Annotated in this window: 17 protein-coding genes and 3 pseudogenes; 8 read left to right on the top strand and 12 right to left on the bottom strand. The window is 72.7% G+C overall.

Features of this window, described 5'->3' with window-relative positions; genetic code table 11:
• Positions 1-96 precede the first annotated feature (96 nt).
• Positions 97-1,047, top strand: coding sequence for a YafY family protein (locus AB0O28_RS09065; protein ID WP_363637948.1), 951 nt, complete (start codon positions 97-99; stop codon positions 1,045-1,047).
• Positions 1,048-1,208: 161 nt separating this feature from the next.
• On the opposite strand, the gene AB0O28_RS09060 is transcribed toward AB0O28_RS09065, so the two are convergent.
• The 5 genes from AB0O28_RS09060 to AB0O28_RS09040 all read right to left on the bottom strand — a co-directional run bounded on the left by AB0O28_RS09060 (position 1,209) and on the right by AB0O28_RS09040 (position 5,235).
• Complete coding sequence (locus tag AB0O28_RS09060; RefSeq protein ID WP_363637946.1) at positions 1,209-1,607, bottom strand: VOC family protein; 399 nt, start codon at positions 1,605-1,607, stop codon at positions 1,209-1,211.
• A 108-nt stretch (positions 1,608-1,715) separates the two neighbouring features.
• Positions 1,716-2,699: a DUF952 domain-containing protein gene (locus AB0O28_RS09055; protein ID WP_363637944.1), complete on the bottom strand. Its 984-nt coding sequence runs from the start codon at positions 2,697-2,699 to the stop codon at positions 1,716-1,718.
• Positions 2,700-2,829: 130 nt separating this feature from the next.
• Entirely contained in the window at positions 2,830-3,528 is a 699-nt protein-coding gene (locus tag AB0O28_RS09050; protein WP_363637942.1) for a TioE family transcriptional regulator, read from the bottom strand.
• A 193-nt stretch (positions 3,529-3,721) separates the two neighbouring features.
• Positions 3,722-4,384, bottom strand: coding sequence for an alpha/beta hydrolase (locus AB0O28_RS09045; protein WP_363637940.1), 663 nt, complete (start codon positions 4,382-4,384; stop codon positions 3,722-3,724).
• Positions 4,369-5,235 carry an alpha/beta fold hydrolase gene (locus tag AB0O28_RS09040; protein ID WP_363637938.1) on the bottom strand — a complete coding sequence of 289 codons (867 nt, stop codon included), beginning with the start codon at positions 5,233-5,235 and terminating at the stop codon, positions 4,369-4,371. The genes AB0O28_RS09045 and AB0O28_RS09040 overlap by 16 nt, the downstream gene beginning before the upstream one ends.
• A gap of 103 nt (positions 5,236-5,338) precedes the next feature.
• On the opposite strand from AB0O28_RS09040, the pseudogene AB0O28_RS09035 reads away from it, so the two are divergent.
• Both AB0O28_RS09035 and AB0O28_RS09030 read left to right on the top strand, forming a co-directional pair.
• Positions 5,339-5,809: pseudogene (locus tag AB0O28_RS09035) on the top strand (histidine kinase); the annotation flags it as partial.
• Positions 5,798-6,396, top strand: a pseudogene (locus tag AB0O28_RS09030) (response regulator transcription factor). The pseudogenes AB0O28_RS09035 and AB0O28_RS09030, both read left to right, overlap by 12 nt.
• A 96-nt stretch (positions 6,397-6,492) precedes the next feature.
• On the opposite strand, the gene AB0O28_RS09025 reads toward AB0O28_RS09030, so the two are convergent.
• Complete coding sequence (locus AB0O28_RS09025) at positions 6,493-6,816, bottom strand: multidrug efflux SMR transporter (RefSeq protein ID WP_363637936.1); 324 nt, start codon at positions 6,814-6,816, stop codon at positions 6,493-6,495.
• A 128-nt stretch (positions 6,817-6,944) separates the two neighbouring features.
• Positions 6,945-7,535 carry a TetR/AcrR family transcriptional regulator gene (locus tag AB0O28_RS09020; protein WP_363637934.1) on the bottom strand — a complete coding sequence of 197 codons (591 nt, stop codon included), beginning with the start codon at positions 7,533-7,535 and terminating at the stop codon, positions 6,945-6,947.
• Between the two features lie 78 nt (positions 7,536-7,613).
• Here AB0O28_RS09020 and AB0O28_RS09015 point away from each other — a divergent pair, with 78 nt between their 5' ends.
• Positions 7,614-8,621, top strand: coding sequence for a hypothetical protein (locus AB0O28_RS09015; RefSeq protein WP_363637932.1), 1,008 nt, complete (start codon positions 7,614-7,616; stop codon positions 8,619-8,621).
• Between the two features lie 147 nt (positions 8,622-8,768).
• On the opposite strand, the gene AB0O28_RS09010 is transcribed toward AB0O28_RS09015, so the two are convergent.
• The 3 genes from AB0O28_RS09010 to AB0O28_RS09000 all read right to left on the bottom strand — a co-directional run bounded on the left by AB0O28_RS09010 (position 8,769) and on the right by AB0O28_RS09000 (position 11,300).
• Positions 8,769-9,203 carry a CU044_5270 family protein gene (locus tag AB0O28_RS09010; protein ID WP_363638402.1) on the bottom strand — a complete coding sequence of 145 codons (435 nt, stop codon included), beginning with the start codon at positions 9,201-9,203 and terminating at the stop codon, positions 8,769-8,771.
• A gap of 201 nt (positions 9,204-9,404) precedes the next feature.
• Positions 9,405-9,857, bottom strand: coding sequence for an RNA polymerase sigma factor (locus AB0O28_RS09005; protein WP_363637930.1), 453 nt, complete (start codon positions 9,855-9,857; stop codon positions 9,405-9,407).
• Positions 9,858-10,103: 246 nt separating this feature from the next.
• Entirely contained in the window at positions 10,104-11,300 is a 1,197-nt protein-coding gene (locus AB0O28_RS09000) for a cytochrome P450 (protein ID WP_363638400.1), read from the bottom strand.
• Positions 11,301-11,404: 104 nt separating this feature from the next.
• Here AB0O28_RS09000 and AB0O28_RS08995 point away from each other — a divergent pair, with 104 nt between their 5' ends.
• The 3 genes from AB0O28_RS08995 to AB0O28_RS08985 all read left to right on the top strand — a co-directional run bounded on the left by AB0O28_RS08995 (position 11,405) and on the right by AB0O28_RS08985 (position 14,172).
• Positions 11,405-12,544 (top strand): helix-turn-helix domain-containing protein, encoded by a 1,140-nt coding sequence (locus tag AB0O28_RS08995; RefSeq protein ID WP_363637928.1) that lies wholly within the window; start codon positions 11,405-11,407, stop codon positions 12,542-12,544.
• 97 nt (positions 12,545-12,641) lie between these two features.
• Entirely contained in the window at positions 12,642-13,763 is a 1,122-nt protein-coding gene (locus AB0O28_RS08990) for a radical SAM protein (protein ID WP_363637926.1), read from the top strand.
• A gap of 142 nt (positions 13,764-13,905) precedes the next feature.
• Positions 13,906-14,172: a hypothetical protein gene (locus AB0O28_RS08985; protein WP_363637924.1), complete on the top strand. Its 267-nt coding sequence runs from the start codon at positions 13,906-13,908 to the stop codon at positions 14,170-14,172.
• 23 nt (positions 14,173-14,195) lie between these two features.
• Here AB0O28_RS08985 and AB0O28_RS08980 read toward each other — a convergent pair.
• Positions 14,196-15,151: pseudogene (locus AB0O28_RS08980) on the bottom strand (YafY family protein).
• A 62-nt stretch (positions 15,152-15,213) separates the two neighbouring features.
• On the opposite strand from AB0O28_RS08980, the gene AB0O28_RS08975 reads away from it, so the two are divergent.
• The gene (locus AB0O28_RS08975; protein WP_363637922.1) at positions 15,214-16,362 is read left to right on the top strand and encodes an epoxide hydrolase family protein; all 1,149 of its coding nucleotides are present in this window, start codon (positions 15,214-15,216) and stop codon (positions 16,360-16,362) included.
• A 71-nt stretch (positions 16,363-16,433) separates the two neighbouring features.
• Here the strand turns inward: AB0O28_RS08975 and AB0O28_RS08970 are convergent, their stop codons facing one another.
• The gene (locus tag AB0O28_RS08970; RefSeq protein WP_363637920.1) at positions 16,434-17,312 is read right to left on the bottom strand and encodes a sigma-70 family RNA polymerase sigma factor; all 879 of its coding nucleotides are present in this window, start codon (positions 17,310-17,312) and stop codon (positions 16,434-16,436) included.
• Positions 17,313-17,357 lie beyond the last annotated feature (45 nt).

Below are 17,357 nucleotides of genomic sequence, written 5' to 3'. Positions count from 1 at the left end.
AATGGGCTTTTCTGCCGAGGAGTTCTCGGTCGTGCCGGGAACGTTACGGTATGACCCGGTCAGAAACGGTCCTGGTTATCGAGCAGACTGTCAGCCATGGTCAACACCTCGGCGCGGCTGCTGCAGTTGCTGTCTTTGCTGTCAACGCGGCAGTCCTGGACGTGCGCTGATCTGGCCGCCCAGCTGGAGATCACCGAACGGACGGTTCGCCGGGACATCGCCCGGCTCCGTGAACTCGGCTACGGCATCGAATCGGAGATGGGCCCATGGGGCGGCTACCACCTCGGGCCCGGAACCAGCATTCCGCCACTGATCCTTGACGAGGAGGAGGCCCTCGCGGTCGCTGTCGGGCTGCGCACCGCCGCCTTCAGCGGAGTCTCCGGCAGCGAGCAGGCAGCCCTGTCGGCGCTGCTGAAACTACGCCAGGTGCTGCCGGCCAGGATCGCGGGCCGGCTCGGCGAACTGGACGCCGCGTTCACCCACACCGTACGGCCCGACGACAGCCAGATCTCCCCCGCGCTGCTGCTCGACCTGGCCACCGCGTGCCGGCGAGGCGAACGCACCCGGTTGACCTACCGCGACGATGCCGGAACGACGTCCACCCGACGTGTAGACCCCTACCGGCTCATCTACACAGGCCGCCGCTGGTACCTTCTCGCCTACGATCTGACGCGGCAGGACTGGCGCACCTTCCGTACCGATCGCATCATCGATGCCACAACCACCGGGCAGGCCACTGCCCTGCCCGACCCGCCGGATCCGGCACAGATGGTCAGCACGGGCATCGCGCTGAGGCCCTACCCGGTGCGGGTGACCATCCGCCTGGCCGCACCCGCCGATGAGGCCCGCAGGCTGGTGCCGCCGACGGTCGGCGTCCACCACCCGGACGGCGATGACGCCACGATCATCGACATCGGCGGGCCGGACGCCGACGGCCTGGCCCGCTACCTGCTCAGCCTCGGCCGGCCACTCCGGATACTGCACCCAGAAGAGGTCCGCCAGGCATTCCTCGCCCGCACACGACAACTCCTTCAGGACAACCGGTAACACGAACACCCGCCGAGCGCCGGCACGGCTACCTGCGGTGACGGATGTCGCCTGTCACCACGAAGTGCGACTGCGATCGTGCGGCCGCGCCGTTCCCGGTCGTCATCCGCCCAGTGGACCGGCCCCGATCGCCGTCGTCCTGAGCGGAGCCGGCGGGCGGATCAGGTGGTGGGCAGTGCGGCGAACAGGTCCACGCCGTTGCCGTCCGGGTCGTGCACCACCGCGTAGCGCTGCCCCCAGAACGCGTCCCACGGTTTCAGGTGTCCCTCGTAGCCGGCCTCGGTGAGGTCCGCGTACAGACGGTCGACCTCCTCGGGGCTGTCGCAGCGGAAGGCGAGCCCCATGCGGCCCCCGCCGCTCCCGGGCGACCAGGAAGGGTCGAACGATTGGACGGTCGCGTCGGTGTCCCAGGCGAGGCGCAGCCCGCCGGGAAGGGTCACCTCGACGTGGGGCTCGGTGTCGGCCGAGGACGGGATGTCCAGCCCGAGCCGGCGGTAGAAGGACAAAGAGGCGGCCATGTCGGTCACGACCAGGCCGATGAGATCGAACGCAGGTGCCATGACGGCCACGTTAGGAGGCGGGCGGGCCGGCCGTCTTGAACGTATCGGACACCCGGCACCGGACACTCGGCACCGGGCACTCAGTACTGGGCACTCAGTACTGGGCACTCAGCGGGAGAAGGGCGTGACGGCCGTGACGGCGGCCACCGGGATCGGCCCGTAGATGTGGGGGAAGGCCTCATCCGCCCCCGCGGGGACCTCCAGCCTGACGGGGCAGCCGAGCCGGTCCTCGTCGATCTCCAGCAGCACCAGGGGCTCGGTGACGTGGCCGTAGTAGCGCCCCGCCACGCCGCGCGCCTGAGCCACATCGGCCGAGGCGTGGATGTACCCCTCCTCCTCCAAGGTCCGGCCGAGGGTCGAGACGCGGTACTCGCCCGCCGTCACGGCCGCGTCCCAGTCGGCGGCCAGCGCGAGATGGAAGATCATGGTCCGATTCTGGCGGGGCGGACCGAGCGCCGCCAGCGCGCGGGTCACCGACTCCCGGGCCCGGTCCCTGGAGTCGGGGCGGGCCTCGACGACGTCTTCCACCCACAGGCCCGACAGCAGGCCGGCGACGAAGCGGACCTCCGCGGACCCGCAGGGGTAGCCGGCACGCTCCAGCACGCCGGCGACGACCTCGTCGCAGCCGTCGGTCCAGGCCCGGGCGATGGCCTGCAGCGCCGGGTCGCGGCCCGCCTGCAGATACAGCTCCCACAGGCCGAGCTGGCGCAGCCGGTCGGAGGCGTACACGCCGGTGAGGGTTTCGGCGACCTCGTGCGGCCTACGGCTCGCGAGGTTGTCCACCGACTCCCGCATGCGGGCGAGTTCGCGCGCGACAAGCAGGGCGAACGCCTCGGCGAGCAGCTGGTCGCGGCTGGTGAAGTAGTAGGAGGTGGCGGCGAGAGGCAGACCGGCCCGGCGGGCGACGGCGCGGTGGGTCACGGCGGCGAAGCCGCCGTCGCCGAGCAGGTCGACGGCCGCGTCGAGCAGCGCCTCCCTGCGGCGCACGGCACGCTCTTGCGGACGCCGCGGCCGGGGCGTGACCGCCCGTACGGCCACCCCGCGTGCGGGGGCCGCCGCCGGGACGGGTACGGGCCGGTCCTGATCGGGCACGCCGTGATCCTCCCTGGATCGTCGCAGGCTTCACGGCCGGCCGGTGAGCCGCCCGGATCGCCCTCAGATCGTTCCTGACAAATCATGCCCTGCCAGAGGTGGCCCAGGCGGCCGCGCCACGGGCAGGTGGTCAGGTGGTCTCGGCCGCGAGTGCGGTGGCGCACAGGTAGGCGTCCAGGGCGGCGGCGCCCTTGAGCATGGCGCGGCCCCGGGCGGACAGGCGGGCCTGCCAGTCGCGCAGGGTCGACTCCAGCGGCGCGACGCCTCCGGCGGAGCGGACCTGTGCGATCAGCGGGGCGATCTGCTCCAGCAGGTAACCGCCCCGCCTGAGCTGGTGGGCCAGCCGGACGTCCCGTACGTCGGCCGGGCTGTAGATCCGGTAGCCCGTCCGCGGGTCGCGGCGCGGCCGGACCAGCCCGGCGTTCTCCCATTTGCGCAGTGTGGCCGGGCGGATGCCGAGCCTCCTGGCCAGAGGGCCGACGAACGTGTCGCCGCGCTCCTGCGGCACGGGCGCCAGATCGCGGAGCGCGGCCTCGACGGCCTGGAGGGTGCGGCGGTCGTCGAGGAGCTGGCCGTGGCTTTCGTCGATGAGCCGCAGCGCGTCCTCGGCGGCGCCCCGGTTGACCGCCTGCATGATCGCGGTCGCCGTCTGGTGACCGTGCCCCGGGACGAGGGCGAGGAACGCGCGCAGGGCGTGCGCGTGCAGCGGCGTGTAGGTGCGGTAGCCGTGGACGGTGCGTTCGGCGGCGGGCAGGATGCCGGCGTCCTCGTAATTCCTGATCGCCTGCGTGGACAGGCCGTGCTCGCGCGCCAGGTCGACCGGCCTCATGGATGCATCACCGATTGAAGGTTCATAGCGGCCAAAGCGGCATTTTCCCGAAAAAGTTCACACCAGACGGCCAACGATACCGTCGAACCTCTGCCGCCACCACCGACGCCACCAGGGCCCGGTCGGCCATACCGGGCCAGGTGACCTGGCTCCCCGGCTCTCACCGGAGACGATCAACGAGGTGACGGGCGGATCAGGGATGGCAGATCGGGTCGGCGGCGGGGAGGGCGCCGGTGGCCAGGTAGGCGTTGACCGTGGCGTCCACGCAGGCGTTGCCGTACTCGCCGTAGATCCCGTGGGCGGTGACGCCGCGCAGGGTGAGCAGACGGGAGCCGGTCAGCGCACGGTGCATGGCCTTGCCGCCCTCGTAGGTGGTGGCGGTGTCGCCGGTGGCGGACACGATCAGCGCGGGGGTGGGGTTGGCGACATGCGTGGGGCGCTCGCGCGGGGGGTTGGGCCAGAAGGCGCAGGGCCAGATGTTGTTCCTGAGCGGGCCGAACAGGGGGTGGCGCGCACGGCTGCGCTGGACGTCGTTCCAGTAGACGTCGGGGTCGCGTGGCGCGGCGCGGTCGCCGCAGATGATCGCGGCGGCGGGGCCGGCGAGCGGGGACCCGGCGCTGGTCAGGACGAAGGTGAGGAATCCGTCGAGTTCGGTGCCGGGGTCGGCCGGGCGGCCGTGCGCGGCCTCGTTCAGGGTCCGCACGGTGGAGGAGAACTCGGCGCGGGCCGCGGGGCGGTCGTCTCCGGAGCCGATGGACAGGATGTACGGGACCGCCTGGTCGTCCACCTCGTACGGTCCGACGCGCAGCGGGCGGTCCTGCGCGGCGGCGACGATCGCGTTCACGGTGGCGAGCACGCGGGCGGGGGTGGCGCCGAGGCCATAGGTGCCGTGGCGTTCGGCGGCCCAGGCCGCCCAGCCGCGCAGTGCGCGTTCCGCCTCGTCCTCGGTGCCCTGCGTCGCTTGGGGCACCACTCGTTCGGGGCGCCCGCGCTGTCGAGGACCACGCGGTCGGTGCGGCCGGGGAACATCTGGGTGTAGACCGCGCCCAGATAGCTGCCGTAGGAGTAGCCGAGGAAGGAGATCCGGCGCTCCCCGAGGACGCGTCGTACGAGGTCGATGTCGCGGGCCGTGTCGCGCGTGTTGGCGTACGGGAGCACGTCGGCGTGGCGCCGGGCGCAGCGCTCGGCCAGGTCCTTTGCCACCTTCACCTGGTGATCGAACCGGGCGCGGGTCGGACCGGCCGAGCGGAGCCACAGGCCGATGGGCCGGCCGCAGTCGAGCGACGTGCTGCGCCCGACGAAGCGCGGGTCCAGGCCGACGAGGTCGTAACGGGCGGCGACGTCCTTCATGGCCGCGCGCGTCTGCAGGGGCATGCCCAGCGCGCTCTCGCCGGGGCCGCCGTTGTTGAGGACCATGGTGCCGATGCGGTGGGCGCGGTCGGTGGCGGGCAGGCGGGACAGCGCGAGTGTGATGGTGCGGCCGCCGGGCTTGGAGTGGTCGAGCGGGACGGTGAGCTCCGCGCACCGTGCGCCCGCCCGGTCGAGCTCCCCGCCGAGGGCGTCGTCGGAGCCCTGGGCGCAGGGCTTCCAGTCGAGCGGTGAGGACGGGCCCCCGTCGGCTCTGGCCGGGGACGCGACGGCGGCGGACAGGGCGATCAGGGCGAGGGCCGGGACCAGGTGCTTGCGGATTCGACGTGTCGGCTTCATGGTCGGGGACGCTATTTCGGCCGGATGCCCGGCACGATACAGCCGGCCGCACGCGCGGTGGTACAGCCTGCTGTAGTGCCCGGCCGGGGATCGGTGGCCGTCGGTGCTCCCGATGCTGGCGCGAGTCCACGCGCGGCTGTGCCTGGCGGTGCTGGCGCCATCGGCCCGCGAACGGCTCACCGAGCGGGTCGACGTGCTGACCCGGAGCCGGGTCGGCGTGGTCGACGCCCACGGCGCCGAGCTCCAGCGGATCGAACGCGATCTGCACGACGGGACGCAGGCGCGCCTGGTGGCCATCGCCATGCAGCTGGGCATGGCCAGGGAGTCGCTCGCCGACGATCCGGACACGGTCGCGGTGCTGCTTAGGCAGGCGCACGAGACGGTGGAGGAGGCGATGGTCGAGCTGCGCGCGGTGCTCCAGACGATCTACCCGCCGATCCTCGCCGACCGCGGGCTCGACGGGGCGCTGACGGCGCTGGCCGCCCGGTCGAGCGTGCCGGTCCGCATCGAGCTCGCCGATCTGGGCGCGCTCCCGGCGACCGTGGAGGCGGTGGCCTACTACGTGATCGCCGAGGACAACGTCCTGCTGTCCGGCGGCCTCGAGCTGCTGCTGGCGGCGAAGGGCCATCGTCGACGTGCGGCTGCCGCCGTCGTTCCGCGACGAGGGGATCCACGCCGCGCTGCGGGCCCGCAGCGAGCACGGCGCGCTGCCGATCCTGGTGCTCTCGCAGTACGTCGAGCGCGAGTACGCCGGCGAGCTTCTCTCCGACGGCCACGGCGGCATCGGTTACCTTCTCAAGGACCGCATCGGCCGGGTGGCCGAATTCGTCGACGCCCTGCGCCGCGTCGCGGCCGGCGGCACCGCCATGGACCCCAAGGTGGTCGCCCAGCTCCTCGCCCGCCGCGCCGGTGATCCCCTGGACACCCTCACCTCCCGCGAGCGGGAGTCGCTCGCCCTCATGGCGCAGGGCCACGACAACGCCACCATCGCCGAGCGGATGCGCATCTCCCGACAACGCCGTCCACAAGCACATCGGCAACATATTCGCCAAGCTCGGCCTGGCACCGGACGACTCCGGCCACCGCCGCGTACGCGCGGTGCTCACCTACCTGGACGGCACGTCGCGGCCGGACCCCGGCCGCTTCCCCGGGGCAGGGTGAGCGCCCTGTCGGGAAGCGTCTGATCCCGGCACCGCGGTTTGTTGTGGTGGGTGGAGCGCCGGCTCGCTCAGTACCCGCTGCGGCGAGGGGCGGCCCTCAGTGCGCGCCGGAGAGGTTGAGCACGGCGACCCCGACGATGATCAGCGCGATGCCGGCACCTTTGACGAGGTTCATGTGCTCGCCGAGGAACAGCGCGCCGATCAGCGCGATCGCGGCGGTCCCCGTGCCCGCCCACACGGCGTACGCGATGCCGACGGGCATGCGGAGCTTGAGCGCCCAGGCCAGCAGGATGAACGAGGCGATGTACCCGACGGCGACCACGATGGTCCAGCCCCAGCGGGTCAGGCCGTCGCTGAGTTTGAGCGCGGATGTGGCCAGGACCTCCGAGGCGATCGCGCCGACGAGCAGGAGCCAGGCCATGGAAACCTCTTCGATAAAAACAGTACGCTTGTCCCAATTTACTTTGCGTGGGCCGCCAAGGCCATGGGCAGGTCAACCAGGTGCTCCAGCCTTGTGATCAGGCTCGTGAGACGGTCATGCAAACAGTGTCAGTCCCGGGCTCCGGCGTCGATGCCGCCGAGGATCAGGTCGGTCAGCGCCGCGATGGCCTCGGCGACGACGGTCCGCCCCCGGTTCAGCTCCGCGGCGATCGCCTCAGCTGCGCCCAGCGCGCCGACGCAGCGCAGCCGGAGGGCTTCCTGGGTGAGCCCGGAGTACGGCCGCAGGGCGGTGGCCATCAGGTCCGTATAGCCGTCGAGCGACTCGCGCTCGATCGCCTCCATCTCCTGGTTGCCCTTCAGCGCGGCCGAGATGGCGGTCCACTCCGGCATGTCGGTGGCGCAGGCGAAGTAGGCGGCGCTCAGGACGCGGGCGATCTCGCGGGGGACGGCCGGGGCGTCGCGCAGGGCCTCCTCCAGGGCGGCCCGGTGCCGCTCGTCGAGCCGCCGGTAGAGCGCGATCAGCAGGCCGGGGCGGGTGCCGAAGTGGTCGTAGACGATCGGCCTGCTCACTCCGGCGGCCTCCGCCAGGCTGAGCAGCGTGAGGCTGTCGGTGCCGTGAGCGCGCACGATCGCCATGGCGGTGTCGAGCAGTTGCTCCCGTCTGGCCGGCCTGGACAGGCGAGTCGATCCCGTGGTCATCGTCCTCCCTTGCTTCACCTCCCAGCATAAGCTACAAAATGTAACTTACAGAATGTAGGTTAACGAGAGGACATCACTGTGGAGCGCTCCGTACTGATCATGGGCGGGTCCGGCCAGGTGGGCGCGGAGACCGCGGCCCTCCTGCGCCGGTGGTACCCGGAGCTGCCGTTGACGATCGCGGCCCGCGATCTCGGCCGCGCCAGGCGGGTCGCCGACGAGCTCGGCGGCGCGACCGCCGTGACCATCGATGTGCGGCGGGACGGCCTCGGCCTCCAGCCGACCGACGGCTACTCGGCGGTCGTGGCGGCGGTGTGGGACAGCCACCTGAACGGACTGCGTTACGCACAAGACCGCGGCCTGCCGTACGTCAGCATCTCCAACGGCCTGGTCGACATCGGACCCGAGGTCGTCGCCGCCGGCCTGCGAGCCGGTGCGGCGCCGATCCTGCTGGCCAGCCACTGGTACGCGGGAATCGTCGTCCTCGCGGTGCTCAACCTCGCCCGGGAGTTCGACCGGCTCGACACCATCGAGGTCAGCGGCGTGCTGGACGAACAGGACGGCGGCGGGCCCGCGGCCGTGGCGGACGTGGCACGCCTGCTGGCCGCCACTTCGGCGGGGCCCGTCCGCCGCGACGGCGTCTTCGACTGGGTCAGCGGCCCCGACGCGCAGGTGGAGGTCACCAGCGTCGACGGCGCCGTGCTGCCCGGCCAGATCGTCCCCATCCTCGACGTGCCGAGCCTGGCCGTCGCGACAGGCGCGGCCAACGTCCGCGTCGCGTTCGCGATCGGTGAATCGGCAGGCAGGCGGCGCGGCGGGCCCGCGTCCGCGGAGGTCAGGATCGACCTTGAAGGCGTGGATCGCGCTGGCGCACCCCTCAGGACGAGCCGCTACCTCCTCCACCCGGAGGGGCAGAGCCCTCTGACGGCGCTCGGCGTCGCCCTCGGCGTCGAGCGGCTGCTCGGCCTGCGCGGCGCCCCCGTGCAGCCCGGTCTCCACACCCCCGAGGCGTTGATCGACCCCGGCTACGCGGCCGAGCGGTTGGCGGAGATCGGCGCCACCTTCACCGGCGCCCACGGCGGTCACTGACTCCGCCGATCGAGAGTCGCGGGCGGCGCATCCGTGAGAGATGACCTGGCTCATGATGGCTCTGTCAGGCACGGACCGCGCCGCCGAGCTCGAGGGCACGGACATCATGTGACGCGCGTTCATCCAGCCCCAGCCCCCTCGCGCCGTCTACCTCACGATCGGCGCGCTGTCGGCGACGCTCACCTTCAACTGCGCGCTCGACGGCACCACGCTCCCGACCGGAGCATCGGCCAGCCTCGCGTCCACGACCACACCCCGGCGGCCGAGATAGTCGTAGGTCTTCCGGTCGAAGATGTACTCCTCCCGGATGCCGTTGGGCGACACCATCGCCGCGGCTATGCCCTTGCGCCCCGCGGCGTCCTGCGCCTCCTTCACCGTCACCACCTTGGGGATCGTGGCCGCCGCGCGGAAGAGCGCGGCCCGCTGCGCGGCGGGCAGATAGGACTCCTCCAGCAGCCCGCCGACCCGGTTCCACGCCTCGTAGTCCCGCAACCCGTCGTTGGGCAGCTGCGTGTAGAGGTGCTTGCGCATGCCCTCGGTGTCGGCCGGCAGCTTGCTGACGTAGGCGTAGTCGTTGCGCAGGAACTCGGCGCGGTCATCGAAGTCGGCCGCCCGATCCGGACACCGCGACCGTGCGGATCATCGGCGGAGGCGGCGCCGGGGCGGTCGGGCTCTGGACGACGAACACCGCCGCTGCCACCGCGGCCGCCGGCCCCCCTGCCAGAGCGGCGCGCACCGCGAGGCGGCGAAAGCCGGGGCAGGCGGGGGCCGACATGCCGGCCATCAGCTGAGGCCGCCCCACGTCACCAGGAGCAGCACGTCTCGGTGCCCGGCGGGCAGCGCGGCAAGCGCGGCGGCCAGACGCCGCTGTACGGCCTGAGCGCTCATCCGCTCGTCACTGCGCGAGGTGAAGGGTTCGGTGACCGGGTCCACACCGGTGCGGACCAGCATGTTCAGCTTCCTGGCCTCGGTGCGCTTGTGGCGGCCGATGAAGTTGGTCGCGATGCCGTACAACCAGGGCAGGGCGTTGTGCCTGGCCAGGTCGTAGCGGCCGCGCTGGCGAAAGGCGGCGAGAAAGGTCTCCGCCACCACGTCCTCGGCGACGTCGGGCCCGAGGCGGCGGACGACGAATCTCTTGATCTCAGGCGCGTGTCTGCGGAAGATCTCCGCGAACACCTCGGGCTCCTGCCGGGACCGCGCGATGACGGCGGAATCGGCGGGGCTCGTCTCTGACATGCTCTGGCCTCTCGGCTCACGGACTGAAACATCCCTACTTGCCCGCCCGCAGCCGACCGGTTCCCGCCATCAAGTCCAGACCTGGCCCGACAGACCCCTTCGACGACGACGTCGATGCCTTGCACGGCGCGGATCGTGGTGCGTTTCGCCCCGCGCCCACTCCCCCGCGCCCACTCCTCCTCGGTCAGGATGAGGTGACAGCTCCTGAGCGGAGAACGCCCGCGCGAATCTTGGGTGAGCCGTGTTTCACAGGGTCACCGGCAGCGCGGACAGCCGCCAGGTGCCCGGATCGGGGGCGCGCAGATCGTCGGCCGGGGCGGCCATGGCCAGGCCGGGGAAGCGGCGCAGCAGCGCGGTGAGCGCGACCTGGGTCTGCACGCGGGCGAGGGAGGCGCCGAGGCAGAAGTGCGGGCCGTGGGCGAACCCCAGGTGGCCGGCGCCGGGCGTGCGGGTCACGTCCAGCCGGTCGGGGTCTGCGAACACCCGCGGGTCGCGGTTGGCCGCGGCGACCAGGGCGGTGACCTTGGCGCCCTTGGGCACGGTCGCGCCGTACAGGCCGACGTCCTGGCGGGCGTGGCGCGGGATCGCCAGCAGTGTGGGGCCGCACCAGCGGATGAGCTCCTCGACGGCCCCCGGCATCAGGGCGGGGTCGGAGCGTACGGCGGCGAGCTGGGCGGGGTGGGACAGCAGAGCGGCCACGGCGTTGGCGATGAGAGTGGTCGGCGTCTGCCCGGCGAGGACCAGGTGCCAGACAAGGGTGACGATCTCGGTGTCGCTCAGCCGGTCGCCGTCCTCGGCCTGGACGCGCACCAACTCGCCCAGCACGCCCCCGGGCTCGCCGGAATCATCGGCACGGGCGGCGGCGACGGCGTCCCTGGCGCCCGCCATGATGCCCGGAATGGCCCGCGCGAAGTCCTGGCCCGCCCCGGCGGCGACGGTGGCGCCCCATTCCCGCCAGCGCGAGCGGTCCTGCTCGGGGATGCCGACCAGCGCGCAGATGACGTCCATCGGCAGCGGCCGGGCGAAGTGCCGCAGCAGGTCGGCCCGCCCACCGTCCGCCCGGGCGGGCAGGTCGTCGAGCAGCGCGTCGACGATGGCCTCGATCCGGGGCCGGAACTCGGCGGCCCGCCGGGGAGTGAAGGCCGGGGCGACCAGCTTGCGCAGCCGCCCGTGCTCGGTGCCGCTCATCTCGCTCATGGTCCGCATGTACGGCAGGCAGTCATCGGGGACCTGCGGACGCATGAAGCTGTCGGCGGAAATTTCGAAACGGGCGTCGCCGAGCATCGCCCGAGCACCGTCGTGCCTGGTGAGGGCCCATATCGGGCCGAGGCCGGGGATCAGCAGCCGGGCGAGCGGCGAGCGTTCGCGCGCCCGTCCGTAGGCGGTGAAGGGGTCGCGCAGGACCTCGGGGTCGGTGAGGTCCACCTCGGGCAGGGCGATCACGGGCAACTCCAGATGTTATTCGCAGATGTTCTTATCATCTGAGTGGTGACGGTATCTTGGGGTCCGCCCGTACGGCAAGCGGGCGTACGCGGACGAGGAGAGGGATGGGACGCCTCACCAGGGCCGAGCTTCAGGCACGCAACCGGGCCAGGGTGCTGGCCGCCGCCCGCGACGAGTTCGCCGAGCGAGGGTTCCGCGACGCCAAGGTGGACGCGATCGCCGACCGGGCCGGGCTCACCCGCGGCGCGGTCTACTCCAACTTCCCCGGCAAACGGGCCCTGTACTTCTCTGTGCTGGCGGACCTGGCCGAGCGGGAGGCCGGGCCGGACGGTTCGCGGCGGCTCTCCCCCGCGTCCGGCGAGAGGCTCGCCACCGACACAGCCGACGCCGGCACAGCCACCACCGGGACACCGGCTGCGGCCACGGCCCGGGAGGCGCTCGCGGCGTTCGCCCGCGCCTGGGTCTCCCGGCTTCCGCTGGCCACCGACGGTCCGGCCAGGCTCGGCACGGACCTCATGCCCGAGGTGCTCGCCGACCAGCGGGTCCGCCGGCCGTTCGCGCAGCTCATGAAGCTGAACGCGCTCGTGCTCGGGCTCGTGCTCGAGCGGGTTGACGGGCACGCCTCCACGCGGCGACGGGTGCGGATCGCGGAGACGGCCCTGACCACCCTCCACGGCGCGAGCCAGATGGCCGACGCGGCGCCCGGGTTCGCCGAGCCGTTCGACATCGTCGCGGCGTGCGCCGCGCTGGCGGACCTCGATCTCGGTGACCGGTGGGACCCTCCTCACCTGCCCTTCGTGCCACGCGCGCGCCCCGCCGACGAGCCCTGGTCGCCGCCGCTCGCGGTGGACGCGGTGCGGGGCGAGCCGATCCCGCTCACGCGTGACGGCGTGGTGGCGGTCCTCGGGCTGCACCGTCTGGAGGCCGTGGAGGAGGCCGTGCGGGCCACGCCGCCCGGCGGCGAGGTCACCGCGGTCCTGGTCACCGGCGATCCCGGCGAGCTGGGGCCGCTCGCCCGGCTGACCCTCGCCGACCTGCGCGCCTGCCTGCGGCAGGTGTTGCCCGCGCCGGCCTGGCCGCGCCTGCGGGTGGTGCACGACGACGAGGGGGCCGTGGCGGCGGCGGCCGGGGTGACCGCCGTGAGCGACGGGACCGAGGCGGCCGTCCGAGTGCGGGCGGGCCGTGTGGTCGCGCGTGCCGACGGGTACGGCGCCTGTCACGCCGCCGCCTCCGCCGAGCTCTGACCGCCGCGCCGCGCCGGCCGCCGGTGGCCGAGCGCGGGCGGCGCGCGCGGGCGTGGACACTTGGCGCGAGGGTCGAATGCGTGTTCTACTGAACCTCATGCGTCGCGACGCCACTTCCCGCGCGGAGGACCAGCCCGTTGCGCGGCCCCGCGGGCAGCAGCAGACGGTGCGGCAGCCCGGAAAAACGGTGCAGGCCGGAAAGACGGTGCAGGCCGGAAAGACGGTGCAGCAGCCGGGACCGTCTGTGCAGCAGTCGCTCGTCGGTGAGGGGCCCGCCCGTCCGCGCATCGAGCGGCAGGCCGTCACCCGCGTCTTCGACGGCATCACCTGCTACGAGGTGCCGGCCCGCGCGGCGCTCGAGCGGGTGCCCGAGGCCGCCGAGCTGCCCTTCGCATGGGGCGCGAGCCCCTATCGCGGCTGCGAGTCGGGCTGCGGCTACTGCACCGCCCGGCGCGGCCACCGCTACCTCGGCCTGGATCCGGGCCGCGACTTCTCCACGAAGATCGTCGTCAAGACCGACCTGGCCCGCCGCCTGCGGCGCGAGCTGGACTCCCCCCGCTGGAGCGGCGAGCCGGTCGCGCTGGGTCTCACCGGCGACTGCTACCAGCCCGCCGAGGAGATCTACCGCCTGATGCCCGGCGTCATCCGGGCGCTCGCCGAGGCGGCCAACCCGTTCACGGTGCTCACCAAGAGCCCCCTCGTCCTGCGTGATCTCGACCTGTTACGCGAGGCCGCGAAGGTGACCCAGGTCGGCGCCCTGGTATCGGTCGGCTTCGTCGACGACCGGCTGCGGCGCGCCGTCGAGCCGGGGGCCGCGACCCCGCAGCGGCGTCTGGAGATCTGCGCGACGCTGAACGAGGCCGGCATTCCCTGCGGTGTGCTGATGGCGCCGATCCTGCCGCTCATCACCGACTCCACCGATCACCTGCTGGCGACCGTACGGCGCGCGGCCGAGGCGGGCGCGGTCAGCGTGACGCCCGTCGTGCTGCGCCTGCCCGCCGGTGCCCGGGAGTGGTACATGGGGTGGCTGGAGCGCGAGCATCCCGGTCTCGTGCCGCGCTACCAGGCGCTGTACGGCAGGGGCCAGGTCGCCGAGGACGGTTACCGGCGGCGGATCGCCGAGCAGGTGCGCGGCCTCGCCGAGACCTACGGCATCGGCAGGGACACCCGGCGGTGGCGGCGGCGCCGCTCCCCCACCCGCCAGCTCGCTCTCGTGTGACCGAAGCCGCCACCGGTCCCGTACCGTCCGGGCCGTGGAAGGCCGGGTCGTGGAAGGCCGGGTCGTTCAGCCGGCGGGGCGGACGGCACAGTAGCCACCAAGGGAGGGTTCCAGGAGGCCGAAGGCGGCGTCGACGTAGCCGGTGAGAGCCGTCGCGCGCGTCGTCCTGCCCCGCGATGACGCCGCGGAGCGTCTCGTCGAACAGCAGCCGGTGGACGCCGCCGAGCTGGGCGGCGGCCACCCGGGGCAGAGTGTCGCCGGGGGCCGGCGCCGGTCTCCGCGGGTATACGGCATGCCCACATCCGGGTGCGAGCCGTACGGCATCGCCCTCGGCCCGGACGGCGCGCTGTGGACGGCGCTGGAAATCGGCGCGCTGGCCCGCGTCGCTCCGGCCCGCGACGAGGTCTGAAACAGAAGATCATCCAAAGCCCGTCATCGACGCCGTTCGGCCGCACTGGCGAAGCGGTCGGACAGCTTGCGAAGGTGCCCGGCGAGTTCCGGGGGCGACTCGACGTCGAAGTCGGCGTCGAGCGTGCCCGCCACGAGCGCGACCAGGTCGAGTGAGTCGGAGGCCAGTTCGAGCAGGCAGGTGTCGTCGTCGATGGGGGTGACGACGCCGTCGACGCGTCCGGCGATCCGCGAAGCGGGGGCGTGCACGCGCAGCCGGGAGCGGTACGGCCAGATGTCGCGGCCGATCGTCCGGCGAAGGTAGGCCGCCACGTCGCCGCCGGGTGGCTCGCGGTGGGTGAAGCGGGGCCCGTTGGGCGTGCGCAGCGACATCCGGTCGGCTCGGAAGGTGCGCCAGTCGCCCCTGCCGACGTCCCAGGCGATCAGGTACCACCTGCGGCCCCAGGAGACCACACGGTGGGGTTCGGCGGTTCGGGCCGACCGCACCCCGTGATGACCGACGTAGTCGAAGCGGAGCGTCTCGGCGTGGCGAATCGCGGCGGATACAGCGGTGAGGACGGCCGCGTCCACCGTGGGCCCACCGCGCGGCGGGATCGTGACCATCGCGTTTTCCAGGGTTTCGACCCGCTGGCGTAGCCGCGACGGCAGGACGTGCTCGACCTTGGTCAGCGCACGCAGCGACGCTTCCTCGATCCCGCTGACACCGCTCGCCGCGCCGGTGCGCAGCCCGACGGTCACCGCCACCGCCTCGTCGTCGTCCAGCAGGAGCGGGGGCAGCGAGGTGCCGGCCCCGAGCCGGTAACCACCCGCGGGGCCCATGGTGGCGTGCACCGGATATCCGAGCCGCGCAGCCTTTCGACGTCGCGCCGCACGGTCCTGGTGGTGACGTGCAGGCGTTCGGCGAGTTCGGTGCCCGACCAGTCGCGGTGGGTTCGCAGCAACGACAGCAAACGGAGCAGGCGGGCCGAGGTGTCCAACATTCGTCCATGGTGATGGATGTGTAGGAGCGTAGCTGTCCTACACAGACGGGAGGCTGACTGCCATGAGCACGCCACAACCGTTTCGCATCGACATCCCGCAGGCCGATCTCGACGATCTGGCCCTCCGTCTGGCCCGCACCCGCTGGCCGGACGAGCTTCCGGGCGTCGGCTGGGCGTACGGGGTGAGCAAGGACTACCTCATGGATCTGGTCGAGCACTGGCGCACCGGCTACGACTGGCGCGAGCACGAGGCACGCCTCAACAAGGTTCCGCAGTTCACCACCGAGATCGACGGCCAGACCATCCACTTCCTGCACGTACGCTCCCCCGAGCCCGACGCCACCCCGCTGATCATCACCCACGGCTGGCCGAGTACGGTGTACGACTTCCTGGACGTCCTCGGGCCGCTGACCGATCCCCGGGCGCACGGCGGGAACCCGGCGGACGCCTTCCATGTCGTCGCGCCCTCGGTGCCGGGCTTCGCGTTCTCCGGCCCGACCCGCGAGACCGGCTGGGGGGCCGGCCGCGTCGCGCGGGCCTGGGCCGAGCTCATGCGGCGCCTGGGGTATGAGCGTTTCGGCGCTCAGGGGGGCGACTTCGGCAGCATCGTCTCGCCGGAGCTCGGCCGGTTCGCGCCGGAGCGCGTGATCGGCGTCCATGTCAACGCGCTGGCCACCGCCTCGACACCGGTCGACCCCGGCGAGCTGGACGGGCTCTCCGACGACGAGCGCGAACAGGCCAGGCGGAACAAGTCGTGGTGGTACGCCCACTCCGGCTACGCCACCCAGATGTCCACCCGGCCGCAGACCCTGGCGTACGCGCTCAACGACTCCCCGGCCGGCCAGCTCGGGTGGAACCTGGAGTGGTTCGTGGACTGGGACCCCACCCGTACCAAGCGAACCCCCGTCGACCGCGACGCCGTTCTGACCAACGTCACGATCTTCTGGCTGACCGGGACGGCGGGATCGGCCGCGCGGCTGTACCTGGAGAGCGGATCGGAGGCGTGGGGCCGGCGCCCCGCGCCCTCGCCCGTGCCGACGGGGGTGGCGAACTTCCTCGGCGACCGGGCGATCCGCGGGCTGGCGGAGCTGTCGAACACCGTCGTCCACTGGTCGCGCTTCCCCCGTGGTGGGCACTTCGCCTCGCTGCAGGCTCCTGACCTCCTGGTCGCCGACATCCGGGACTTCTTCCGCAAGCTGAGAGCCCAGTAGGGGCGCGGCCGCCCGAGCGCGAGGGTGCCTGAAGAGCGCGGACCGGACGCGGAGCCGGTTTCCGCGGTGACTCACCCCGGATCCGGCAGGTCCATCGCCGCGAGCCTGACCGGGTCGGCCACGACCGCGATGCCGGTGATCCGGCCGTCGGCGACGGTGAACGCGACGACCGAGAGCGGGGTGCCGTCATCGCGCCAGGACACGATTCCGGGAAGGCCGTTGACGAGCACCGCCCGCGTCCGTACGGCCAGGCCGCCGCCCAGCCGTGCGCCGGCGGCGACCGCGGTGGCGCCCAGGGTGACGACCATGCCGCCGGGGGTGTCGGCGGTCAGCTTCACCTCGGGGTCGAGCACGCGCAGCAGCCCTTCGAAGTCGCCGCGGTGTGCCGCCGCCAGGAAGGCCTGGACCACCTCGCGCTGCTCCCGTCCGGCGGCCGCCGGGCGCTCGGTCGCCCGCACCTTCCTGCGGGCGCGGCTGGCGAGCATCTTCGTGGCGTCCGCGGATCTGCCGAGGATCCGGCCGATCTCGGCGAACGGCACGGCGAACAGGTCGTGCAGCACGAACGCCAGCCGCTCGCTCGGCCCGAGCGAGTCGAGGACGACCAGGAGCGCGAGCCCGACCGAGTCGGCGAGCACCACGTCGTCCTCCGGCGCGGGGCCGTTGTCGACCGTCACCACCAGCTCGGGCAGCCGGTCGTCGTAGGACGCCTCGGGGCGGGCCTGCCGCGATCGCAGGACGTCGAGGCTGATCCGGCCGACCACGGTGGTCAGCCAGCCGGCGAGGTTGTCGATGGTCGCCGTGTCCTGGCGGGAGACGCGCAGCCAGGCCTCCTGGACCACGTCCTCGGCGTCGGCGTGCGATCCGAGCATGCGGTAGGCGACCGCGCGCAGGCGGTCGCGCTGGGCCTCGAACGCCTCGGCCACCGGGTCGGTCGGGCTGGTGCCGGACATGTTGTTACCTTCCTCGAATCCGCTCCGTCATGGGGATGACGGGCC

Origin of the sequence: Microbispora sp. NPDC088329, assembly GCF_040685655.1 — a bacterium.
Lineage (GTDB): Bacteria > Actinomycetota > Actinomycetes > Streptosporangiales > Streptosporangiaceae > Microbispora.
The sequence above is the reverse complement of the archived record's forward strand: the minus strand, read 5'-3'. Positions and strand labels throughout refer to the sequence as shown.